Source organism: Halomicrobium zhouii (genome assembly GCF_900114435.1).
In the GTDB taxonomy this organism is placed as follows: Archaea; Halobacteriota; Halobacteria; order Halobacteriales; family Haloarculaceae; genus Halomicrobium; species Halomicrobium zhouii.
Map to the genome: position 1 here is coordinate 175254 of NZ_FOZK01000005.1, position 22714 is coordinate 197967.

23 protein-coding genes and 1 tRNA gene are annotated in these 22714 nt (G+C 66.4%); 14 read left to right on the forward strand and 10 right to left on the reverse strand.

Annotated elements, in window-relative coordinates; translation table 11 throughout:
• Positions 1-175 precede the first annotated feature (175 nt).
• From citZ to BM337_RS19320, 12 genes are all read left to right on the forward strand, one after another.
• Positions 176-1315, forward strand: a complete 1140-nt coding sequence (gene citZ, locus BM337_RS19265; RefSeq protein WP_089819032.1) for a citrate synthase — start codon at positions 176-178, stop codon at positions 1313-1315.
• 76 nt (positions 1316-1391) lie between these two features.
• Positions 1392-1808 (forward strand): hypothetical protein, encoded by a 417-nt coding sequence (locus BM337_RS19270; RefSeq protein ID WP_089819035.1) that lies wholly within the window; start codon positions 1392-1394, stop codon positions 1806-1808.
• 6 nt (positions 1809-1814) lie between these two features.
• Positions 1815-2198, forward strand: coding sequence for a gamma-glutamylcyclotransferase family protein (locus BM337_RS19275; protein WP_089819037.1), 384 nt, complete (start codon positions 1815-1817; stop codon positions 2196-2198).
• 376 nt (positions 2199-2574) lie between these two features.
• Positions 2575-3786 (forward strand): threonine ammonia-lyase, encoded by a 1212-nt coding sequence (ilvA, locus tag BM337_RS19280; protein ID WP_089819038.1) that lies wholly within the window; start codon positions 2575-2577, stop codon positions 3784-3786.
• Positions 3787-3858: 72 nt separating this feature from the next.
• Positions 3859-4236 carry a Rid family detoxifying hydrolase gene (locus BM337_RS19285; RefSeq protein ID WP_089819040.1) on the forward strand — a complete coding sequence of 126 codons (378 nt, stop codon included), beginning with the start codon at positions 3859-3861 and terminating at the stop codon, positions 4234-4236.
• Positions 4237-4261: 25 nt separating this feature from the next.
• Positions 4262-4501 carry a DUF7981 family protein gene (locus tag BM337_RS19290; protein ID WP_089819042.1) on the forward strand — a complete coding sequence of 80 codons (240 nt, stop codon included), beginning with the start codon at positions 4262-4264 and terminating at the stop codon, positions 4499-4501.
• Between the two features lie 28 nt (positions 4502-4529).
• Positions 4530-4611: transfer RNA gene (locus BM337_RS19295), tRNA-Ser, on the forward strand.
• A gap of 470 nt (positions 4612-5081) precedes the next feature.
• Positions 5082-5585: a thiol-disulfide oxidoreductase DCC family protein gene (locus BM337_RS19300; protein ID WP_089819045.1), complete on the forward strand. Its 504-nt coding sequence runs from the start codon at positions 5082-5084 to the stop codon at positions 5583-5585.
• A 75-nt stretch (positions 5586-5660) separates the two neighbouring features.
• Positions 5661-6053 (forward strand): DUF7383 domain-containing protein, encoded by a 393-nt coding sequence (locus BM337_RS19305; protein ID WP_089819047.1) that lies wholly within the window; start codon positions 5661-5663, stop codon positions 6051-6053.
• 176 nt (positions 6054-6229) lie between these two features.
• A complete protein-coding gene (thsB, locus tag BM337_RS19310) occupies positions 6230-7909 on the forward strand; it encodes a thermosome subunit beta (protein ID WP_177227739.1) in 1680 nt (559 codons plus the stop codon).
• 311 nt (positions 7910-8220) lie between these two features.
• Positions 8221-8787 (forward strand): type 1 glutamine amidotransferase domain-containing protein, encoded by a 567-nt coding sequence (locus BM337_RS19315; RefSeq protein WP_089819049.1) that lies wholly within the window; start codon positions 8221-8223, stop codon positions 8785-8787.
• An 87-nt stretch (positions 8788-8874) separates the two neighbouring features.
• On the forward strand, positions 8875-9327 hold the full coding sequence (locus BM337_RS19320; RefSeq protein ID WP_089819050.1) for a ferritin-like domain-containing protein: 453 nt from the start codon (positions 8875-8877) through the stop codon (positions 9325-9327).
• A gap of 30 nt (positions 9328-9357) precedes the next feature.
• On the opposite strand, the gene BM337_RS19325 is transcribed toward BM337_RS19320, so the two are convergent.
• Complete coding sequence (locus BM337_RS19325) at positions 9358-10245, reverse strand: NAD-dependent epimerase/dehydratase family protein (protein ID WP_089819053.1); 888 nt, start codon at positions 10243-10245, stop codon at positions 9358-9360.
• Positions 10246-10594: 349 nt separating this feature from the next.
• Between BM337_RS19325 and BM337_RS19330 the strand changes: the two genes are divergently transcribed.
• Complete coding sequence (locus tag BM337_RS19330) at positions 10595-11848, forward strand: adenosylhomocysteinase (RefSeq protein ID WP_089819055.1); 1254 nt, start codon at positions 10595-10597, stop codon at positions 11846-11848.
• 52 nt (positions 11849-11900) lie between these two features.
• On the opposite strand, the gene BM337_RS19335 is transcribed toward BM337_RS19330, so the two are convergent.
• From BM337_RS19335 to BM337_RS19360, 6 genes are all read right to left on the reverse strand, one after another.
• Positions 11901-12365 carry a hypothetical protein gene (locus BM337_RS19335; RefSeq protein ID WP_089819057.1) on the reverse strand — a complete coding sequence of 155 codons (465 nt, stop codon included), beginning with the start codon at positions 12363-12365 and terminating at the stop codon, positions 11901-11903.
• A gap of 78 nt (positions 12366-12443) precedes the next feature.
• Positions 12444-13250, reverse strand: coding sequence for an aldo/keto reductase (locus tag BM337_RS19340; RefSeq protein WP_089819059.1), 807 nt, complete (start codon positions 13248-13250; stop codon positions 12444-12446).
• 62 nt (positions 13251-13312) lie between these two features.
• Complete coding sequence (locus BM337_RS19345) at positions 13313-13786, reverse strand: nuclear transport factor 2 family protein (RefSeq protein ID WP_089819061.1); 474 nt, start codon at positions 13784-13786, stop codon at positions 13313-13315.
• A gap of 77 nt (positions 13787-13863) precedes the next feature.
• Complete coding sequence (locus tag BM337_RS19350) at positions 13864-14652, reverse strand: energy-coupling factor transporter transmembrane component T family protein (RefSeq protein ID WP_089819063.1); 789 nt, start codon at positions 14650-14652, stop codon at positions 13864-13866.
• A complete protein-coding gene (locus tag BM337_RS19355; RefSeq protein ID WP_089819066.1) occupies positions 14649-16538 on the reverse strand; it encodes an ABC transporter ATP-binding protein in 1890 nt (629 codons plus the stop codon). Before BM337_RS19355 ends, BM337_RS19350 begins: the two co-directional genes overlap by 4 nt.
• 57 nt (positions 16539-16595) lie before the next feature.
• Positions 16596-17435, reverse strand: a complete 840-nt coding sequence (locus BM337_RS19360; RefSeq protein WP_245778709.1) for a QueT transporter family protein — start codon at positions 17433-17435, stop codon at positions 16596-16598.
• Between the two features lie 172 nt (positions 17436-17607).
• On the opposite strand from BM337_RS19360, the gene BM337_RS19365 reads away from it, so the two are divergent.
• Positions 17608-18594 (forward strand): ornithine cyclodeaminase family protein, encoded by a 987-nt coding sequence (locus tag BM337_RS19365; protein ID WP_089819068.1) that lies wholly within the window; start codon positions 17608-17610, stop codon positions 18592-18594.
• Between the two features lie 28 nt (positions 18595-18622).
• On the opposite strand, the gene BM337_RS19370 is transcribed toward BM337_RS19365, so the two are convergent.
• The 3 genes from BM337_RS19370 to leuS form a co-directional block, all read right to left on the reverse strand.
• Positions 18623-18808 carry a DUF7535 family protein gene (locus tag BM337_RS19370; protein WP_089819070.1) on the reverse strand — a complete coding sequence of 62 codons (186 nt, stop codon included), beginning with the start codon at positions 18806-18808 and terminating at the stop codon, positions 18623-18625.
• A gap of 145 nt (positions 18809-18953) precedes the next feature.
• Positions 18954-19496, reverse strand: coding sequence for an HD domain-containing protein (locus tag BM337_RS19375; RefSeq protein ID WP_089819072.1), 543 nt, complete (start codon positions 19494-19496; stop codon positions 18954-18956).
• A gap of 223 nt (positions 19497-19719) precedes the next feature.
• Positions 19720-22665, reverse strand: a complete 2946-nt coding sequence (gene leuS, locus BM337_RS19380) for a leucine--tRNA ligase (protein ID WP_089819074.1) — start codon at positions 22663-22665, stop codon at positions 19720-19722.
• Between the last annotated feature and the right edge of the window lie 49 nt (positions 22666-22714).

Genomic DNA, 22714 nt, shown 5'->3' on the forward strand with positions numbered 1-22714 from the left:
ATTCATACAGTATCGACAGATCCGAAAGATGCTTTCGTTGACCGCCGATTCCGACGATCCTCGCCCACTGTTTTCCAGATTATTGAACGAACATCCACAAAATGGGGCGGTCAGTTCGCTCGTGTCGGTCTTCGAAAGATAATGCTTTTCCCGGCACGTAGTGAACGCTTACCGTATGTCAGACGACCTCAAGAAAGGGCTCGAGGGTGTCCTCGTCGCCGAGTCGGAGCTGAGCGACATCGATGGCGAGGTTGGCAAGCTCGTCTATCGCGGGTACACGATCGAGGACCTGGCGAAGGGTGCGAGCTACGAGGAGGTGCTCTATCTCCTCTGGTACGGCCACCTCCCGGACGAGGGCGAACTCGCGGAGTTCACCGACTCGATGGTGGCCGAACGGGCAGTCGACGACGCGGTTATCGAAGTGGTCCGTACGCTCGCCGAGGCCGACGAGAATCCGATGGCGGCGCTGCGGACCGGGGTGTCGACGCTGTCGGCGTTCGACCCCGACGACGGCGACGCGGACCCGACCGACGACGAGGCCAACCTCCGCAAGGCCCGTCGCATCACCGCCAAGATCCCGACCATCCTCGCGGCGTTCGCACGGATCCGCCAGGGGGACGACCCCGTCCAGCCCCGCGAAGACCTCTCTCACGCCGCGAACTTCCTCTACATGCTCAACGGCGAGGAGCCCGACGACGTCCTCGCGGAGACGTTCGACATGGCGCTGGTGCTCCACGCCGACCACGGTCTCAACGCCTCGACCTTTTCGGCCATCGTGACGGCGTCGACGCTGTCGGACCTGCACAGCTCGGTCACCTCGGCCATCGGCACCCTCAAGGGCCCGCTCCACGGCGGCGCCAACCAGGACGTCATGGAGATGCTCAAGGAGGTCGACGACGCCGAGCAGGACCCCCTGGAGTGGGTCAAGGGTGCTCTCGACGAGGGCCGCCGGGTCTCCGGCTTCGGCCACCGCGTCTACGACGTCAAGGACCCCCGTGCGAGAATCCTCGGCGAGAAGTCCAAGGACCTGGGCGAGGCCGCCGGGTCTATCAAGTGGTACGAGATGTCCACCACCATCGAGGAGTACATGGCCGAGGAGAAGGGCCTCGCGCCCAACGTCGACTTCTACTCGGCCTCGACGTACTACCAGATGGGCATCCCCATCGACATCTACACCCCCATTTTCGCCATGTCCCGCGTCGGCGGCTGGATCGCCCACGTCTTCCAGTACATCGACGACAACCGGCTCATCCGTCCGCGGGCCCGCTACACCGGCCCGGAGGACCAGGAGTTCGTCCCCATCGAAGAGCGGTAATCGTTCGTCGACCGGACCCATTCGAAATCCCTTTGACACGACGCCGAGTTCTCCCGAGCAACTGCCGGTCTCCCAGATGTCACTCCGTTCCCGAATCGAACGCGCCGTCCGCGAACTCCTTGCGCTCGCCGTTCTCGCGACACTCGTCCTTGCAACAGGCTGGGCGGCGTACTGGGGGTTCAGGCGGTCCGGACCGTATGCGCTGTCGACCGGTCTCGTCGTCGGTCTCTTCGTCGTTGGCTTCGAACCGGTCCGGTCGACGCTCGACTCCGCTTGCCAGCGCGTCTCCGATGCGGTCCCACGCGTCGTCGGCTGGCTCTGCTGCATCGGTGCATCGTCGGCACTGGGACTGGTGGACCGGGCGACTATGGCCCGCTGGGCGCCAGTCATCGCTGGGGTGTTCGGCGGCCTCCTCGTCGTCTGGTGCTGGTCGATAGCCACGTCCCTCCCGCGCCTCAGGGACGCAATCGCCGGTGAGACCGGGAAGGCCTGACCCATCATGCACGTCTTCGTCTACGGCACACTCTGTGACCCCGACACCGCCAGCGGCGTCCTCGACGATTTCGCGTACGAGGGGCCGGCCACGCTCGACGGCCTCCACCGCGTCGACGGCGAGTACCCGACGCTCGCGCCCGGCGGCGAGGTCGACGGACGGATCATCGTCACCGACGACGTCGCTGCGCTGGACCGGTACGAGGGCGTCGACCGCGGCCTGTACGTCCGCGTCCCGATACCCCACGCCGACGGCGGGACGGTCCAGACGTACGTCGGCGACCCGGAGCGACTCGGCGCGTCCGCGGCGTGGCCGGGTGAGGGCCCGTTCCGCGAGCGCGTACGGGCCTGCGCCACGGACGAGGACGTCCTCGTTCACTCCTCGCCGTGAGAACCGTTCGCAACGCGCTGTCGTCATTCGATCTCCATACGAAATGGTGGGGGCTGCCTGGCGATTTATTCCAGGCGATTCTCCCCGATGACGGGCGTCTGACGTTCGTCGCACGGCCGTTCTGTGGCCACTCAGTCTGGCACTTTCACTTTCACTCCGCACGGGTGGCCTTTATGACCCATCCACCCATCGCTTCGGCTGCAGTCACACAATCTATTCGTTCCCCCCTCGAAGTACAACTCGTGAGCCGTGGCTGTGGGATGTCGAGTGTATAGACCGCTGTAGCAATGCAGGTAGCAACCTGAACGCTCCACATTACACTCACACGACCACGAACACCGGATCGTTACGTAGCCGCAGGTCCAACGCTCGGGCAATGCTGACTTTCGAGGACGTGCTGGCGGCCCAGGACCGCGTTTCCGCGACGGCCCGGCACACGCCGCTGGACTACTCGCACACCTTCTCGGCGATGACCGGGGCCGACGTCCACCTCAAGCTCGAACTGTTCCAGCGGACGGGGTCGTTCAAGATCCGCGGGGCGACCAACCGCATCGCGACGCTCTCGGAGGCCGAGCAGGACGCCGGCGTCGTCACGGCCAGCGCGGGCAACCACGCCCAGGGCGTGGCGCTGGCGGCGACGCGCATCGGCGTCGACTCGACCATCGTCATGCCCGAGCACGCGCCCATCTCCAAGGTGCGGGCGACGCGCAACTACGGCGGCGAGGTCGAACTCTCCGGCCAGGACTACGACGCGGCGGCCGAGCGCGCCCACGAGATAGAGCGTGCGGAGGGGAAGACCTACGTCCACGCCTTCGACGACTGGCAGGTGATGGCCGGCCAGGGGACCATCGGCCTGGAGATCGCCGAGGACCTGCCCGGCGTCGACACCGTCGTCGTCCCCATCGGTGGCGGCGGGCTGATCAGCGGCATCGCGACGGCGCTGAAGGGCAAGGTCGACGACGTCCGCGTGGTGGGGGTCCAGGCCGAGGGCGCCGCCAGCGTCGCGGACTCGCTCCAGAAGGGCGAGGTCGTCGCTCGCGACTCCGTCGAGACAATCGCCGACGGCATCGCGACGCGGAAGGTCGGCGAGAAGACCTTCGAGGTCATCCAGGAGCGCGTCGACGAGGTCGTCACCGTCTCCGACTCGGAGATCGCCGTCGCCCTGACGACGCTGCTCGAACGTGGGAAGACGCTCGCGGAGGGCGCCGGCGCGGTGCCGCTCGCGGCCGTTCTCGAAGAACGCTTCGACTACGCCGACGACGAGACCATCGTCCCGGCGCTCTGCGGCGGCAACATCGACCTGAACATGCTGACGAACGTGATCATGCGCGGCCTCGTCGAGACCGGCCGCTACCTCAAACTCCGGACCGTCCTCAAGGACCGCCCCGGCGCCCTCGAACGCCTCGTCGAGGTGCTCACAGAGTACGACGCCAACATCTACGCCATCGAGCACGACCGCACCTCCCGGGACATCGCGATGAACGACGCCGAAGTCGAACTCGACCTGGAGACCCGCGGCCACGACCACGTCGCGACGATTATCGACGGCCTCGAGGACGCCGGCTACGAAGTCGAAATTCTGGTGTAGCAGTCCGCGACTCGTTCTGCCTCCTTTCGTTGCCCCGCTGGTTTCAAGGCCGTCCCCGCCGCTCCTTCGGGTATGAAACGCATCGTCAGCACCGACGCGGCCCCCGCCGCCGTGGGGGCGTACAGCCAGGCGACCGCCACCGACGACCTCGTGTTCACCGCCGGCCAGATCCCCCTCACCCCCGACGGGGACCTGCTCGACGCCGCCGCCATCGACGTCCAGACCGAACAGGCCCTGGAGAACGTCGAGGCCGTCCTCGAGGAAGCCGACGCGAGCATGGCGGACGTGCTCAAGGTGACCGTCTTCCTCGACGACATCGACGACTTCGACGCGATGAACGACACCTACCAGTCGTTCTTCGACGAGGACCCGCCGGCCCGGAGCGCCGTCGGCGTCGACGAACTCCCCAAGGGCGTCGGCGTCGAGATAGAGGCGATTGCGACGAAGTGAAGGCCGTCCGCGCGTGAGTGAGGCCATGGACCCGCGCACGAAGAGCCGCCTCCTCTGGGGCGTCGTCGGCCTGCTCTCCTTTCTCGTCCTGATCCAGGCCTACGAACTGGCGACGAGCGACCTCGTCGACTGGGGCGTCAAACTCGGCGTCGCAGTCGTGGTTGGCATCGCCGCTGCCCTGGTCACCGGTCAGTCCCAGAAGCGACTGGTCGAAGACGAGGCGGACTCCCGTTCCACCGACGCGACTGAGAACGAAAGCCCTTAAGCGACCGACCGCAGAATTACCGATGCGAGCCAGGATGGCCGAACGGTAAGGCGCACGCCTGGAAAGCGTGTTCCCTTTCGGGATTCTGGGTTCAAATCCCAGTCCTGGCGTCTTCTGCGACTGCAATGCGAACGAGGAGCGATAGCGACGAGTAAGCCAGCAGTCGCGAAGCAACAGTGACTGGGATTTGAGCACGCGAGTCGCAGCCCCGGAACGGCCGAACGGAGTGAGGCCGCACGCCCGGAACGTCTCGCATCTGTTCAAATCCCAGCCCTGGCGCTCCACGTTTTTCTTCGTCGGGTTTCCTCGCGAGCCTTCGGCTCGCTGTGGAGAGGGCTCCTCGAAAAACGTGGGCGAAAAAGGCCGGACGACTCGCTCACTTCGTTCGCTCGCGCCCGGGGAAACCGCGCCTTCGGCGCGGTCTGCTGGCGTGGGAATTTCGGCCTGTAAACTACATGTGGGAAGAGTTTGAGCCGACTTTCCACGACGGTTCGTTTCCGCGCCGGCCGCAGATCGCTCCGGTTACGCCGAGGGACCGCCCTCCACAACGCCTTTCTCCGGCCGCGACCGAACGTCGGGTATGTCTCGGTCCGACTCTCCGTCGACGGACGACGCCGACCAGACGGCTGACGAGTCGGATCTCCTCGCGGACGTTCCACCGACCGACGAACATCCGATCCTGCTGTTCGACGGCGTCTGCAACCTCTGTAATTCGATAGTGCAGTTCGTCGTCGAGCGCGACGCCGCGGGGACGTTCCGGTTCGCGTCGCTCCAGTCGCCCGTCGGCCAGGCGCTGCTGGAGGAACACGACCTGCCCACCGACGACTTCGACACGTTCGTCCTGATCGAGGACGGCGAGGCGTACACGAAGTCGGAGGGCGGTCTCCGCGCCGCGCGACACTTCGACGGGCTCTACCCCCTTCTCAGGCACTTCCTCCTCGTGCCGCGGCCAATTCGGGACCGGGTATACGAGCTCGTCGCGAACAATCGCTACGACTGGTTCGGCCGGAAAGACGCCTGCATGCTCCCGAGCGGTGACGTCGGGGAGCGCTTCCTCGACGACGGCGTCGGGCCGGAGGCGTGAGACGGCTCCTCTGGACCGTCCGATCCGCCCGAATCGTCCCGAACCTTCGAGTAGCTGCCGCGTGACGTGTCATCTATGGCAGAGTACCGCGCCAACTACGCGCTGGTGTCGTTTCAGGAGCACCTCGGGCCGGACGAGGACGGCCTCGACGTCCCCTGGGCGTCCTACTCGGGCGACAAGACCGACCAGCACACGTTCGACGTTCCAACCGGTGACCCGCAGGACGCCTACGTCCAGATGCAGGTGTACGACGTGGGAACGTACGACCACGACGTGCTCGTCAACGACACGCCCCTCTCGGGGTTCGACGTCCCCGCGCGCGAGGGCTGGCAGTACTGGATGGACACCGTCACCGCGGCCAGGTTGACGAAGGGCGAGAACACCATCCGATTCCGCCGGGACACCGACACGGACGATAGCTTCGTCGTCGGGACCGTCACAGTCCACTGGAGAGAGCCGGTCGACTGATCGCATATAAACGTCCGATTCGTTCCGACCGGGCCCGTGCCAATTGTTGTCACGGCACCGCGGGTGGAGGCGCTCTGTCCGGCGATTACTTGCTCGACGGGTCGCGAGGCGGTCGCGTCGCCGCCGCCGCCGAACCCTCACTTTTATATAGAATCACATTCAATCAATCAGTGACTATGAGCCAGCGACAGATGGGCGGCCAGCCCATGATCATCCTGGGTGAGGACTCCCAGCGGATGAAAGACAAGGACGCACAGAGCCACAACATCTCGGCGGCCCGCGCCGTGGCCGAGTCGGTACGCTCGACGCTCGGGCCGAAGGGGATGGACAAGATGCTCGTCTCCTCGCTCGGTGACGTCACCGTCACGAACGACGGCGTCACCATCCTCACGGAGATGGACATCGACAACCCGACCGCGGAGATGATCGTCGAAGTCGCCGAGGCCCAGGAGGACGAGGCCGGCGACGGGACGACGACCGCGGTCGCCATCGCTGGCGAACTCCTGAAGAACGCCGAGGAACTGCTGGACCAGGACATCCACCCGACGGCGATCATCAAGGGCTTCGACATGGCCGCCAAGGAGGCCAAGTCCCAGATCAACGAGATCGCCACCTCGGTCGACCCCGACGACGAGGAACTGCTCCGGAAGGTCGCCGAGACCTCCATGACCGGCAAGGGCGCCGAACTCAACAAGGAGCTGCTCTCCCAGCTCATCGTCGACGCGGTCGACGCCGTCACCGTCGAGGCCGAGGACGGCTCCGTCGTCGCCGACCTCGAGTTCCTCAACATCGAGACCCAGACCGGCTCCACGGTCGGCAACTCCGAGCTCATCGAGGGCGGCGTCGTCGACAAGGACCCCGTCCACGAGGGGATGCCCACCGACTTCGACGACGCCGACGTCCTCCTGCTGGACAACCCCATCGAACTCGACGAGGCTGACGTCGACGCCCAGCTCTCCGTCGACGACCCGAGCCAGCTCCAGAACTTCCTCGACAAGGAAGAAGAGCAGCTCCAGGAACTGGTCGACGCGATCGTCGACACCGGCGCCGACGTCGTCTTCTGCCAGAAGGGCATCGACGACATGGCCCAGCACTACCTCGCCAAGGAGGGCATCCTGGCCATCCGCCGCGCCAAGAAGTCCGACATCGAGTTCCTCCGCGAGGTGCTCGGCGCCAACATCGTCTCGGACATCCGCTCGGCGTCGGCCGACGACCTCGGCCGCGGCTCCATCCGCCGCGACGAGTCCGAGGGCCTCTTCTACGTCGAGGGCACCGGTGACGAGTCCCACGGTGTCACGCTCCTGCTGCGCGCCTCGACCGACCACGTCGTCGACGAGCTCGAACGCGGCGTCACTGACGCACTCGACGTCGTCTCCTCCACCGTCGCCGACGGCCGCGTCCTCGGTGGCGGCGGCGCCCCCGAAGTCGAGGTCGCCCGACGCCTGCGCGACTACGCCGACGGCGTCGAGGGCCGCGAACAGCTGGCCGTCGAGGCCTTCGCCGACGCGCTCGAACTCGTGCCCCGCACGCTCGCCGAGAACGCCGGGCTCGACTCCATCGACGCGCTGGTTGACCTCCGCGCCGCCCACGAGGACGGCGACGTCTCCGCGGGCCTGAACGTCTTCACCGGCGACGTCGTCGACACGCTCGACGCCGGCGTCGTCGAACCGGCCCACGCGAAGACCCAGGCCGTGTCCTCCGCTGCAGAAGCCGCGAACCTGGTGCTCAAAATCGACGACATCATCGCTGCCGGCGACCTGTCGACCTCCGGCGGCGACGAGGGCGGTGCAGGCGGCCCCGGTGGCGCCCCCGGCGGCATGGGCGGCATGGGTGGCGGCATGGGCGGCATGATGTAGGAAGGCGAGGAGCGCAGCGACTCGCCTTCGAAATGCCGAGCGGGAGCGGAGCGACACGCGAGGCTCGCGGTGCGGTCTCGCGGGATTTTCTGCAGGCGGGCGAGATTTTCTGCAGGCACGCGGTAGTCGCCCTCGCGCCCGCTCGCACGCTTCGCGTGCTCGCGGTACTTCGAACTCTTGCGGTGCGTTCCGGTTTCTGATTCGACTCACACTTCCAGCAGTCACTCGGTAACGGTAGTTCACACTCCAGCGGGCGGAAGTTGCACCAGCAAGTCCAGCGCTTAACCGATTCACGCTCCTAACCGACCTCGATGAGCCAGACCCAACAGCCACAGCTAGACGGCGCCACGGTCGGCGTGTTCATCGCGCCGGAGGGCACCGAAGAGGTGGAGTTCGTCGAACCGAAGGAGACCGTCTCCGAGGCGGGGGCGACCGTCGACGTCCTCGGGAGCGAGACTGGCGAGGCCCAGGCCGTCGAGAACGACCTGGAGGCGGCCGGCACCTACGAGGTGGAGACGACGTTCGACGACGTCTCCGCCGACGACTACGACGCGCTGGTCGTCCCCGGAGGGACCGTCGGCGCGGACAAACTCCGGGTGGAGGAGGCCGCCGTTGACCTCATCGAATCGCACGTGGCCGACGAGAAGCCAATCGGCGTCATCTGTCACGGGCCGTGGACGCTGGTCGAGGCCGACGTCGTCGAGGGGCGGACGCTCACCTCCTATCCCAGCCTGCAGACCGACGTCCGCAACGCCGGCGGCGAGTGGGTCGACGAGGAAGTGGTCACCGACGGCGGGCTGATCACGAGCCGGAAGCCCGACGACCTCGACGCCTTCTGCGAGACGCTCGTCGAGGAGATTGCCGCGATATCGTCCTGACGGCTGCCCGTTCGTCGACTCGGGTTGTCCGGGCTGGTGGTCGTTCGGCGACAGTGATTTGTTGCAGACGATACAAGTTCGGGTGTCATGACGGACGACCGCGTAATCGACCTTCTCAAGAAGGCCTACGGCGACGAGATTGAGACCGTGATGAACTACCAGACGCTGTCGATCGTCCTCGACGGCATCCACGCCGAGGAGATCAAGGAGAGCCTCCGGGCCGACGTCCAGGAGGAACTCGGCCACGCCGAACAGATCGGCCAGCGGCTCAAACAGCTGGACGCGCGGCCGCCGGGTTCCGAGGAGTTCGTCGCTCGCCAGGAGACGCTCCAGCCGCCCGAAGACACCACCGACGTCCTCTCGGTCATCGAGGGCGTCCTCGACGCCGAACACGACGCCATCCAGACCTATCGGGACCTGATCGACGCGGCGAGGGACGGCAACGACCCGGTCACGGAGGACCTGGCGGTGACCATCCTCACCGACGAGGAGGCTCACCGGACGGAGTTCCGCGGGTTCCAGAAGGAGTACGACGACTGACGGCGCCGTTTTTTCGGTATCGGATTCGGCTCAGACCGCCGGCGGTTCGACGTCCTCGTCGGCGGCCTCGCGCCACGACCGCGTCGGTTCCCAGCCGAGCAACTTCGTCGCCTTCGCCGTCGCGTAGGCCGCGGCGTCGCCCTCGACGTCGCAGTCATCGGGGAGGGCGCCGTAGTGGGTTTCCATCAGTTCGGCGAGCGGCCGGCCGAGCGCGTTGTCCGGCCCGACGCAGTTGAATGCCTCGTGGCCGTCGACGTCGCCGTCACTGACACCGGACAGCGCCGCCTCGACCAGGTCGACGATGTCCCGGACGTCGACGTAGGACCAGTAGTTCCCGGCGCCGGCGCTCAGGTCCTCGACGTAGTCGCCGTCTCGGCAGAGATAGTTTCCGGGCTCCTGGATCCACGAGGGCCGGATGGAGGCCACGGAGACGCCGTCCCGACGGGCGATGGTCTTCCCGATCTCCTCGGTCACGATCTTCGACAGTCCGTAGTCGTCCTCGGGCCGCAGGGTGTGGTCCTCGGTGATCGGGAGTTCGTCCGGGACGGGGGTCTCCTCGGCGAAGAAGAAGCCGTAGGCGCCGTCGGAGGAGGCCTGGACCACGTCGGCGCCGACGCGACCCGCCGCGGTGAGGACGCCGTGGGCCGCGAGCGTGTTGTTCCGGTAGAGGTCGACGCCGGGGTGGTTGCCGGCGACGGGGATGGCCGCCCAGTGGACGACGGCGTCGGGGTCGATTTCAGTGAGCGCGTCGAAGACGCCACCGGGTTCGGTGAGGTCGAGGGCTCGATAGGAGACCTCGGCGTGGCCGTCTGGTCCGGGGTGCTTCTGGTCGAAGACGGTGACCTCGTGGTCGGCGGCGAGACGGTCGACGATCCATCGCCCTGATTGCCCGCGCCCGCCCGTGACGACGACGTTCATGGATGATGTGTCTGCGGTGTGCAGCGCCCAAAGTCTGGTGGTCTCTCTGGAGTGGTTGAAACTGGAACGACAGGAATTGAGGGGACAGCTGCAAACAACTCGAAAGCCCCACCCACGCCGGTTGATCAGCCGCTGTGGGCGGGACTGAAAGGGGCGGCTGGCTGACCGAACCCCGGCGAAGCAAGCACCGCAGGCGAAGCCGAGGAGCGCAGCGAGCCGCGGGAGGTCAGCCAGCCGGGGCTTTCGAGTTGTTTGCGGTGTCAGATCCGTCGGTTTCAGGCCCACTTCCGCTGATTCATAGCTTCCGGATTCACAGCGCTTAACCCCTGTCACGGAGTACCACTCTCGAATGTCTCCGGTATCGCACGACGCCGACGACCCGCTGGCATGGGCGCGCGAGTACACCCCCATCCTCCGCTCGTATCAGGAGGAGTACGGCGAGACGAAGCCGCTTTCGGGGTACACGGTCGCCTTCGCCTCGCACCTGGAAACGAAGTCCGGCGTCGCCATCGAGACGCTCCGCGAAGCGGGCGCGGAGGTCCTGTTCGCGCCGAGCGAACCCCAGAGCACCCACGGCGACGTCGTCGACGCGCTGGACGCCCGGGAGGGGATCACCGCCTTCGCCTGGGAGGGGATGACCGACGACGAGTTCGACGCGGCCCAGCACGAACTGCTCGAGGAGGAACCCGACTTCATCCTCGACGACGGCTGTGAACTCATCGCGAAGGTCCACGCCGAACACCCCGACGTCGCGGCACAGGTCATCGGCGGCGGCGAGCAGACGACGGCTGGCATCACCCGTCTCGAAGCGATGGAGGAGGAGGGCATCCTGCAGTTCCCCGTCTACGGCGTCAACGACACGCCGATGAAGCACTTCTTCGACAACGTCCACGGGACAGGCGAGTCCTCGCTCACCAACATCGCCATCACGACGAACTCCATCGTCTCCGGGAAGGACGTCGTGGTCTGTGGCTACGGCTACTGCGGCCGCGGCATCGCTCGCAAGGCACGCGGGATGGGCGGCCAGACCATCGTCACCGAAGTCGACCCCCGGAAGGCGCTCCAGGCGCACATGGACGGCCACCGCGTGATGGACATGGCCGAGGCCAGCGAGGTGGGCGACCTGTTCATCTCCGCGACGGGCAACCGCGAGGTGATGCGCGAAGAGCACTTCGAGAAGATGCAGGACGGCGCCATCCTCGCGAACTCGGGGCACTTCGACGTCGAAATCGACCTGGAAGCGCTGGAGGCGGCGGCCGAATCGACCTCGACTCCCAAGGAGGGCGTCACCCAGTACCACATGCCAGATGGCCGGCGCCTGAACCTCCTCGCGGAGGGTCGCCTCGTCAACCTCACCGGCCCGTTCAGCCAGGGCCACCCCGCCGAGGTGATGGACACGACGTTCGCGATGATGTTCGTCGCCGCCTACGACATGCTCGTCGACGGGCCGGACCTGGAACCCGGGCTGTACAACATTCCCGACCGCCTGGACCGCGCCGTCGCCGAGCGGAAACTGGAGACGCTGGGCGTCTCTATCGACGACATGACCGAGAGCCAGCAGGCCTACACCGAGGAGTGGGAACACCCCGACAGTAGCTTCTGAAGCGGCGGTGACGAAGCGACGGTGACTGCGGCAGGCTGGTGTTCCTCTTCTCTCAGGCCGAGTCGCTCCTGCGATAGTCGACGTACTCGACGAGCGTCCGGACCAACGTCCCCACCAGCACCAGCGCCGCGAGGCCGACCACGACGAAGAACACCCCGATAGCGCCCGGGCCCGCCATCGGACCCTCGGGGATCCAGGCGACCAGTGCGAGGAACCCCGCGACGGCGGCGACGGCGAGGCCCGCTTCGAGCGTCCGGGCGGCGCCGTACAGCGGCCGGTCGGCGAGTCGGTCGGTCACCCCTCGACCGTCGCCCAGCGCGCGATAGCCGGCGACCAGCGCCTCGGCGACGACGACCATCGTCAGGACGAACGCGACGAGCGGCGCGAGGAAGAGCGTCGTGATGCCGGCGTTCGGCGCGACGCCGAAGAAGACGGCGGCGCTCGCGAGGAGGGTGAGGATCACGGCGACGAGTTTGCCGGCCTGGAGGGGTCTGGACCGGTGGAACGGGGAGACCATCTCTGCGAACCGTCAGACCGATCCGGTATCGGTCTTGTGGTGGCCGTCTCCGCGTTCGAAACCGCGTCCGCGGTGGTCCTACTGGTTCCAGGGCGCGCCCTCGAAGTCGACCTCGCGGTGGCCGCGGTCCAGCTCCGCGATTCTGTCCAGGTCCTCCTCGTCCAGGTCGACGTCGTAGGCCCCCCAGTTCGCCCGGATGTGTTCCTCGCTGGTGGCCTTCGGAATCGCGGTGACGTTGTCCAGCGCGAGGAACCAGGCCAGCGTCACCTGGGGAATCGTCGCGTCGTGTTTCTCGGCGACGTCTTCGAGGACTGGGTCGTCGAGGACCTTCGTCCGGGCCAGCGGCGAGTAGGCCACGACGTGGTGGCCGTGGTCGGCGGCGTACTCGCGCAGTTCGGTCTGCTGGAGGTACGGGTGCATCTCGACCTGGTTGGCGAACAGCGGCGCCTCCAGGATCTCCCGGGCCTCGTCGAGGTGGCGCGGCTCGAAGTTCGAGACGCCGACGTGGCGGATCTTGCCCTGGTCGTACAGTTCGTCGAACGCCGACAGCGTCCCCTCGGCGTCGTAGGTGTTCGTCGGCCAGTGGACGTACAGCAGGTCGACGTAGTCGGTGCCGAGTTTGTCGAGGCTCTCGGCGGTGGAGTCGAGCACGTCGTCGTGGGCGAGGCTGTCGGTGTCCACCTTCGTCGCGAGGAACACCTCCTCGCGGGGGACGTCCGCTTCGGCGATGCCGCGGCCGACGTCCTCCTCGTTGTCGTAGCCCTGCGCGGTGTCGATATTTCGATAGCCAAGTTCCAGCGCGGTCCGGACGCTCGCGGCGCACTGGTCGGGGTCGTCGTTCTGCCAGGTGCCGAGTCCGAGTCGGTGCAGATCGAGTGCAGACATCTACCGTGGGTCGGACACTCCGGCACCTAACGCTTGTGGCCGGGGCAGATCGCCCCGTTTCGTCACTGCTCCGTCGATGGGCCCGTAAGCGGGATCCCCTCGTCGTCGAACCGCAGCGCGCCCCAGTGGGCGGTGAGTGTCCACTCGTCGTCGACGAGCGCGTATATCTTCGCCGTCCGGCCCTCCCAGTGGAACTCGGCGCCGGTCTCGCGGTGGCGCCACAGCGTGTCGATGTCGACGACGGCCATCCCGCCGTCGCCCTCGTCGCTCACCGAGACGTCGACCGTCTCCCGGTCGTTGTGGACGAGGTCGTGCGTGTCGAACAGGTCCTGCCACGCCTCGCGCCACCGCTCGCGGTCGAACCGACCGAACTCCAGGTCCCACGTGGCCGGGTCGTGGTCGTAGCCGGTCGGCGGCCAGGCCCACACCATGTCGGGGTGGAACAGGTCGAGCAAGGTTTCGACGTTTCGCGCGTCCCAGGCAGCGGTCTCGCGGTCGACCATCGCCCGAACCTCGTCCGCGGGTGCGTCGCTCATGACCGAGAGAGGTCGGGGGTCACGATGAGGGTTTCCTCGGTGCGACAGTCGATACCACGATTCCGCCCACCGCTGACTCAGACCACTCCGAGTCCAAAGACGTAGCGCGCGACGGCCGCACCGACGATCAGCGCGGCGCCGGCGAGGATGGCGAGCCAGTCGCGACCCTCCAGGGCTTCCCGGCCGTAGAAGGTCCGCTCACGTCGCGTGTCGAACCCGCGGGCCTCCAGCGCCATCGACTGGGTCTGGACGTTGCGGATGGCGGTCATGAACACGGGGATCAGGAGGGGGACGTAGTTGCGGATCCGCCTGATCGGCGAGCGCGTGGCGACGTCGTGACCGCGGGCCTCCTGGGCCTGTCGGACCGTCCCGGTCGCACTGAGCAGCGTCGGGAACAGGCGCAGCGCCGTCCCGACGGCGAAACAGAACGCGAAGGGGACGCCGAGGCTCCGGAGGCCGGCGACGATCTCCTCGTTGGAGGTGACCGTCACGAACAGCAGCCCGGTGACGATGAAGGACGCGAAGCGGGTCGAACGGCCCAGCGCGAGGAGCACCTCGTCGCGGGTCACGTCCATCACCGGCGTCGCGAGGACGACGGGGCCGCCCGCCGGGACGAACGCCGGCCAGACGACCATGCCGACGACGAAGATGGCGACGACGACGAACCAGACTCGCATGAGGTTCTTCAGGCCGCCGAGCGCCAGCAGCGTCACGAGGCTCACCGCGAAGGGCACGATGACCCACGCGGGATGGTCGAACGCGAGCGCGACGGCGAACACGCCGAGGGCCAGCGCGATTTTCGCCCGCGGCGCGAGCCGGTGGAGCATCGAATCGCCGGTGACGTACAGCGACGACCCCCCACTCATCGGTCTTCCCCCGCAGCGTCGGTCGTCGCGGGCCGCGTCTCGTCCCCGCCGAGGCCCGCGACGAGTTCGTCGACGGAGAGCGCCGGCAGCGCGTCGTCGAGGCCCTGATCAGCAGCCAGGCGATTGGCGAGTGCGACGGGCTGTGGCGGACGCAGGTCCCACTCGTGGAGCTGGTCCTCGTCTGCGAACAGCTCGCGCGTCGGCGCGTCGGCCACTTTCCGGCCGTCGGCCATCACGACCGTCCGGGGCGCGTACGTCGCCACCGTCGACATGCTGTGGGTGACCATCACCACCGTGACGTCCTGTTCGCGGTTGAGTTCGGCGACCAGATCCATGAACGTCTCTTGCTGGGTCGCGTCCAGGCCGGTCGTGGGCTCGTCGAAGACGATGGCGTCCGGTTCGGTCGCAAGGATGCTCGCGAGGGCGACGCGCTGGCGCTGGCCCTTCGAGAGGTTGAACGGGTCGGCCTCCTCCAGGCCGTCGAGGTCCACCGTCTCGATGGCGTCAGCGACCCGCCGGTCGAGTTCGTCGCCGGAGAGCCCGAAGTTCTCCGGGCCGAAGGCGACCTCCTCCTCGACCGTGGCGGCGAATATCTGGTGGTCGGGATTCTGGAAGACGAAGCCGACGCGTCGGCCGACTTCTGACATCTGCAGGTCCGCGAGGTCACTCCCGTCCCAGCGGGCCACGCCCTCGTCGGGGTCGAGCAGGCCGTTGAGCTGCTTGGCGAGTGTTGTCTTCCCGCTGCCGTTGTGGCCGACGATGGCGACGACCTCGCCTTCCCGAATCGTCAGATCGACGCCGTCGACGGCACGAACGGTCTCGCCGTCGGCGTCGTACTCGTAGGCCACGTCCTCGAGTTCGAACAGCGCGTCGCCGACGTCGGGGGCCGTCCCCGCGGGCGCGCCCGGCAGGGCCTCGCCTCGCGTCGCCGGCGGGTTCCAGGAAAGGTCCGATTCGGCTGCCGTCTCCGCGGCCGCGTCGACGGACAGCGGCAGGTCGGGCTGGTCGAAGCCGAGGCGGTCGAAGGCGTCGACCAGCGGTGGGACTGCGACCCGTGAGTCCCGGAGCGAGTCGACGTCGGTGAACACGTCCTCGGCGCGGCCCGAGTGGGCGACCTGGCCCCCCTCGAGCAGGACGGCGTGGTCGGCCAGCAGCGCTTCCTCTATCTTGTGGGTGACCAGGACGATCGAGTCGGGGCCGGCCCAGTCGCCCACCCGCTCGTCCGCGCGGGCGGCGTCGGCGAGGCGGCCGATCACCGACAGCGTCTCGCGGCTCCCCACGGGGTCGAGGTCGCTGGTCGGCTCGTCGAGCAGGAGGAGGTCGGGCTGCATGGCGAGGACGCCCGCGAAGACGAGGCGTTGCTTCTGCCCGCCGGAGAGGGCGTCGGGCGCGCGGTCCCGATCCAGGTCGGTCAGCCCCGCGACGGCCAGCGACTCCTCGATACGGCTGTCGATGTCCGCAACCGGGACGGCGAGGTTCTCCGGCCCGAAGGCGACCTCGGCGGTGATCGAGGTGCCGAACAGCTGGGCCTCGTAGTCCTGGATCACCATGCCCACGTCGCGAGCCATCTCGCTGACCCGGGTCGACGTCGCGTCGCGGCCGACGACGTCGACCTCGCCGTCGAACGCGCCGGTGATGAAGTCGGGGATGATGCCGTTGAACGTCCGCAGAAGCGTCGACTTGCCGCCGCCGCTGGCGCCCATCACGACCGTGAACGAGTGGTCGGGGACGTCGAGGTCGAGACCGTCGAGGACGAGCCCGCCACGGGCGTCCGGGTCCGGACGGCCCGACCCTTCCTCGAAGTCGGCGTCGCGGTCGTAGGAGAAGAACACGTCACGGAGCCGAGCAGTGACGCCGTCGTCCCGCTCGTCCGCGGTACCAGTCATCGACGGAAGGGTGAACGGGAACAGTTGTAAACGTTCGTACTCTGGCGAGGGTCCCTGTCAGCGACGGACCATCTCCGAGAGGCTGTCCCCGGAGATGGCCGTCAGCCCCAGGAGGACGAGGAGGCCGACCGCGCCCAGCACCTGCTGGGTGACCGACCCGCCCTGGCCGAACGTCTCGCCCGTCGTCGCCAGGAACTGCGTGCCCTCGACGCCGACGCTGATGGCGATACCGACGGCGACCCAGACGATGGAGACGACCACGATGCCGGTGGCCGCGAGCTGTCGGCGGGAGGGCGCGACCTCGGGCAGGTCCTCTTCGCGCATGACGTCGGGGTAGAGGAGGCCCATCTCCTTGACGCGGGGGTAGACGAGGTACAGCAGCGGCGGGCCGAGCACCGCGGCCGCCAGGAAGTTGTTGACCGTGATGATCGTCCCGAGCACGGAGAAGGGGAACAGCTCCAGCACGTCGAGCCACCACGCGATGATGGCCGCACACGCGGCCGCGGCGGTGAGCGCGATGACGAGGTACTCGACGACCTGGCGGGCAGAGTCCATCCGGGGTTCCTCGCCGCTGGACAGCGGTCCGAGGTTGCCCCAGAGCTTGTAGCCGACCAGGCCGAAGAAGAAGTTCCCGAGGAATCCACCGAGGCTTCCCGGGCCCAGCTGGCCGCTGAAGACGTCGCCGATGAGGTTCCCGACGGCCGAGCCCCAGGCCGCCGCCGGGCCGAACATGATGCCGAAGATGACCGGGAAGACGTTCGCCGGCCGGATACTGGTGATCCCCGGGATGATCGTCAGTGCGTTGAACGGTATCAACACCGCGGCGTAGATGGCCGCGATCACCGCCACGAGCATTATCATCCGCGTGTCCCGCCACATCGTAATGAGTTCCCGCATGACAGACGGGCACACTCCCCGTCGTCACATAAAACCGATCCCCAGATCCGTCCGTGATGACAGGTCTTGCGCCGTCTACGGGCCATCTTGGGAGTAGCGCGGGATCTGGGCACCCGCTCCACGCGCTCGTCCCTGCGGACCTGCTAAGTACCAGCGGCCGTGAGTGAGTGGTATGCAGACGCTGCTTCTGGGTCCCGACGACGTCGACGCGAACACGCCGCTCGCCGCAGTCATCGACGCCGTCGAGGGCGCCTTCGGCGCGTACGCCCGCGGCGACGTGGTGATGCCCGCGAAGTCCTACGTCGACCTGCCACAGTACAACGGCGACTTCCGGTCGATGCCGGCCTACGTCGCCACCAACGAGTGGGACGCCGCCGCGGTCAAGTGGGTCAACGTCCACGCGGACAATCCCGAGAAATACGACCTCCCGACGGTGCTGGGGACCATCATCTACTCAGACCCGGCCAACGCCTTCCCGCTCTCGCTGATGGACGGCACCCACGTCACGCGCAAGCGAACGGGCGCCGCGGCCGCCGTCGCGACGGACTACCTCGCCGTCGACGACGCCCGGTCGATGGGGCTGGTCGGCGCCGGCGTCCAGTCCTACACCCAGCTGGAGGCGATTTCCCACGTGCGAGACATCGAGGAGGTCGTCGTCGCCGACGTCGACGAAGACGCCGTCCAGGCGTTCGTCGACCACTTCTCGGACCGTTTCGACGTCCGCGCCGGGTCCATCGAGGAGGCCGCCCACTGCGACGTCCTCTCGACGGTGACGCCGGTCGAGGAGCCTCTCGTCCACTCCGTCGGCGAGCACACCCACGTCAACGCCATCGGGGCCGACGCCGCCGGCAAACACGAGATTTCGGACGACATCCTGCTCGACGCCACACTCGTCATCGACGACTACGACCAGTGTACGCACTCCGGCGAGATCAACGTCCCCTGGAGCGCGGGCGTCCTCTCCGACGCGGACCTGCACGCCGAACTCGGTGAGATCGTCGCCGGCGAGAAGGAGGGTCGGACGGCAGATGACGGCGTCACCGTCTTCGACTCGACGGGCCTGGCGATCCAGGACGTCGCCACCGCCCACGTCGCCTACGAGCGGGCCCGCGAGAACGGCGCCGGGACCGACTTTACCCTCGTGGGTACCGACGTGTAGGAGCCGGCGGAGACGGCAGAAAGCTGGGTTATCGGCCGGTCAGCTTCGAGATGACCCAGACCGCGATAAACACCGGCAGCAGCGGCAGCAGGACGATGGCCATCCCGATGAACACCAGCCAGCCGATGGCGTCCATCTGCTGGTTGGACGTACTCCCCGTCAGCGGCGTCACCGATCGGATGAATCCTTCGTCGTCAGCCTCGTTGGTAGCCATATTGGTCGAAAGTTCGGCCGCGAGGCTGATAAAACGTCTCCATTCGCTTCGCCTGCCACCGCTCTGCTTGATCGCTATGCCGGGGTTAAGAGACTGTTCGATGCAAAGACGTCTCACCTAGTACTGCAGAAGAGACGATTGGGTATTAGCAATTTCCTCTGTCAATCCTTTCCTTTACATTGGAATATCTATCATGTAATTCTTGGTGGAGCCGTTCATCTCCAATATATGACCCGGAATTATCGATAAAGAACGCCATCTTCTCCATCAGGTTCTTTCTTAATTCCTCTGAGTCAGCAAGATGATAATAGTTAGAGTTATCGAGGATATCTGCGGCTTTTACGATTACTGGTTCTCTTCCCTTTTGGAAGCATCTATCGAGGGTATCATGGTATCTGTCTGGGTAGTCCTGAATCTCTCTATCGAAACTAGTGGCCTCTACGATATCTGAAACTTCCCTCCCAAAATTTGAAGCAATCTCGTCCTTCTCGACGTCTGTATCTTCTATCAGATCATGGAGGAGACCAGCGATTACGATATGTTTCTCGTAACCTCGATTATAGAGGCCCATTCCCACGCGAATGCTATGGAAAATAACCGGTTTCTGATTTTCGCCAGACGCTTCGAAGGAATGTACTAAATATATTATCGCTCGCTCGATTTCTTCATCCTCTCTCCCATCTCTCATTGCCGGTCTAGAAAACCGTTTTGATTATAAACATTACCGGGTGGAAATTAGGGGTATGGCGTGAAACTCTCCTATTACATATGAGCGCGGAGGATTTCGCTCACTGCTCAATTTACTGCTAGAAGCTGTGATACGGAAAGTGGTCAGTACACGCTCCTGCCGAGTGTTTGCCGTCGTCGAGTGAGAAGACGCGACGAGAAAGAAAACCTCGCCCGAAATCCAGTTACTCCAGATGGACGGCGGGGCGGAACGGAATCGCGTTGCTCGCCTTGCCGCCGGGATCCTCGACGTCTTCGCCGTCCTCCGCGTACACTTCGACGTCGGCGTCGAACTCGGTTTCGAGGAAGCGGCGGGCGTCGTCGTAGACGGACTGTTCGTCGACGTCCGCCAGGGCCTCCAGCGTCTCGTCGTCGCGCTCGCGGACCAATTCCACCAGGTCCTGGACGAGGTCGTTGACGTCGTTACCCTTCTCACGCAGCTCTTCGTTCTGCATCACCTTCCCCATCACCGCGCCGACGTCGGGGCCGGTCTCTCGGACTTCGTCGAACACCGTCCGCTTCCAGTCGGCGGCGACGTAGAGGCGGACGACGTCGGGGTCGGTGTCGGTGACGTCGACGATGTCGTGGACGTCGTCGGTGACGGTCTCGACGAGGCGCTCCTGGACCTCGATGGTGTCCGACTCGAAGGCGGGGTCGGGCTCGGGCCAGGCGGCCTCCTCGACGGGCTCGCCGTTCAGCTGTTCGTACAGCTCGTTAGTGAGGAACGGGATGAAGGGCGAGAGCAGGCGCAGGCGGGCGTCGAGCACCTGGCGGAGCGTCCACTTCGCGCCCGGTCGGTCCAGGTCGGCGCGCCGTCGGTACCACTTGAGGTGCTCCTCGAAGCCGTAGAAGGCGGTCTGGCTGGCGGTCCGGGTCTCGAAGCGGTCCATCGCGTCGGTGCAGGTCCGGATAGTGTCCTGCAGCTTGGACAGCAGCCAGCGGTCGATGTGGGGGAGGTCGGGGATCTCGCCGTCCGCCGTCGAGCTCACTTCCGTCTCCTCCATCTCCAGGTCGACGGTGACGTCGACGACGTCCTCGACGCCGTAGTCGATGACCTCCTGGGCCCGATTCCAGAACCGGTCGAGCTGGTCGCGCGTGTCGCCGACGCGGTCGGCCCGCCAGTCGTAGTCCTGCCACGGCTCCGAGGAGTTCAGCAGGAAGAAGCGGACGGTGTCGGCGCCGAAGCGCTCGATTGCCTCGCCGGGGAGGACGACGTGGCCCTTCGAGGAGGACATCTTCTCGCCCTCCAGCAGGCCCATCCCCATGACGGTGATCCCCTCCGGCCAGTTGTCCGGGTCGAACAGCTCCGCGTGGTGGAAGAGGAAGAACGTCAGGTGGTTGCTGATCAGGTCGTTCGCCGAGCAGCGGACGTCGACGGGGTACCAGTAGTCCCACTCCTCGCGCAGGTCCAGCGCGCGCTGGTCGGGCTCGTCGACGCCCTCGGGGCCGTAGAACAGTGTGTCGAAGAACTCCCGGTCCAGGTGGTCCGGCGGGATCTCCTGCAGCCGGTGGGCGATGGTGTAGTACGCCATGTAGATGGTCGAGTCCGAGAGGGGCTCGATGACGAAGTCCTCGTCCCACGGGAGCCGGGTTCCCAGCCCGTAGTTCCGGATGGCGGGCCACTCGTTGAGCCAGTCGATGGTGTGGTCGTACTGCTCGCGCGTGTTCTCCGGGATGGCGTCGAGCTGGGCGACGGCGTCGTGGGCCTTCTGCTTCCACTCTTCGTCGTCGTACCGGAGGAACCAGGTGTCCTGCTTTGCCACCTCGACGTCGCCGCCGCAGCGACAGATCACCTCTTCGGAGAACTCGTGCATCGTGTCGAAGGCGCCCGAGTCACGGTGGTGGTCGCGGTAGGCCTCGCGGACGTCCTCGACGACCTCGCCGGCGAACTCGCCGTACTCGTCGTTCAGTTTCCCGGCGTGGAACTCGTCCTGGTAGAGGTCGTTCGTCACGTCGTGGAGCGCCGGGTCGTCCGAGGAGTCGATGCCCGCCGACTCGACGGCGTCTTTCGCCGGAATCTCGCCGTACCCTTCGATGGTGAGGATGGGGACCGGTTCGATGGCCTCGACCTCGGCGGGGTCGACGCCGTACTCCCGCATGCGCTCGTCGTCGGCCTTGGCCTCCTGCAGTGCGACGTAGTCGTCCGGCGAGTGGGCCGGCACGGACATGACGACGCCCGTCGCGTTGTCGGCGTCGACGAAGCTCGCGGGCAGGACCAGCACCTCGTCGCCGGTGATGGGATTCGTGACTTCGGACCCGACGACCTGGCTCCCGGGGAACGACTCGTGGACCTCCACGTCGCGCTCCTGCAGGCGGAACTTCTCGGCGGCGTCCTCGGAGATGAGCCACTCCTCGCCATCGACGGTCGCCCGGACGTACGTCGCCTCGGGGTTGACGTACGCGTTGGTGACGCCCTGGACCGTCTCGGGTCGCAGGGTCGCCATCGGCGCGACGACGTCGTGGGCTTCCCCGTCGTCACCCTCGATTGCTGTCTCGAAGCGGATCAGCGTGTACTCCTGGAACTCCGCTTCCTCGCCCTCCAGCAGGTCGTGGGTGGTGACCGGCTGTTGCTCGTTGGTGCAGTACTTGACGGGGTGGAGCCCGCGGTCCATCAGGCCGCGCTCGCGGAGCGTCTCGTACTGCCAGGTGATGAACTTGGAGTAGCGCTCGTCGTTGGTGGTGAACTCCCGGCGCCAGTCGATCGAGAGGCCCAGTTGCTTCATCCCCGACTTGTAGTGGTTCTCGACGAAGTAGCGGGCGAAGCCCATCGGCGTCTCCAGGTCCTGCAGTTCGTCCTCGGGGACGTCGTAGGTGTCCCGCAGGACCGACAGCTGGCTCTCCTCGCCCTTCTTCAGGCGCTCGACGGCGCCGATGATCGGCGTGCCCGTGACGTGCCAGGCGATGGGGAAGAGGACGTTGTCGCCCTGCAATCGCCGGTAGCGGGCGTAGACGTCGGGCACGGTGTAGGTGCGGGCGTGGCCGATGTGCATCCCGCCGCTGGGGTAGGGATAGGGGACGGTGATGAACGTCGGGTCGTCGTCGCTGTCCGGGTCCGGATCGGCAGCGTATCGCCCCGAGTCGGCCCACCGCTCGCGCCACTTCGATTCGAGTTCCTGGGGCTCGTAATCCATGTCGCCCAGTTACCCAGCCGCGACTAAAAGGGCTACCATACCACGACAG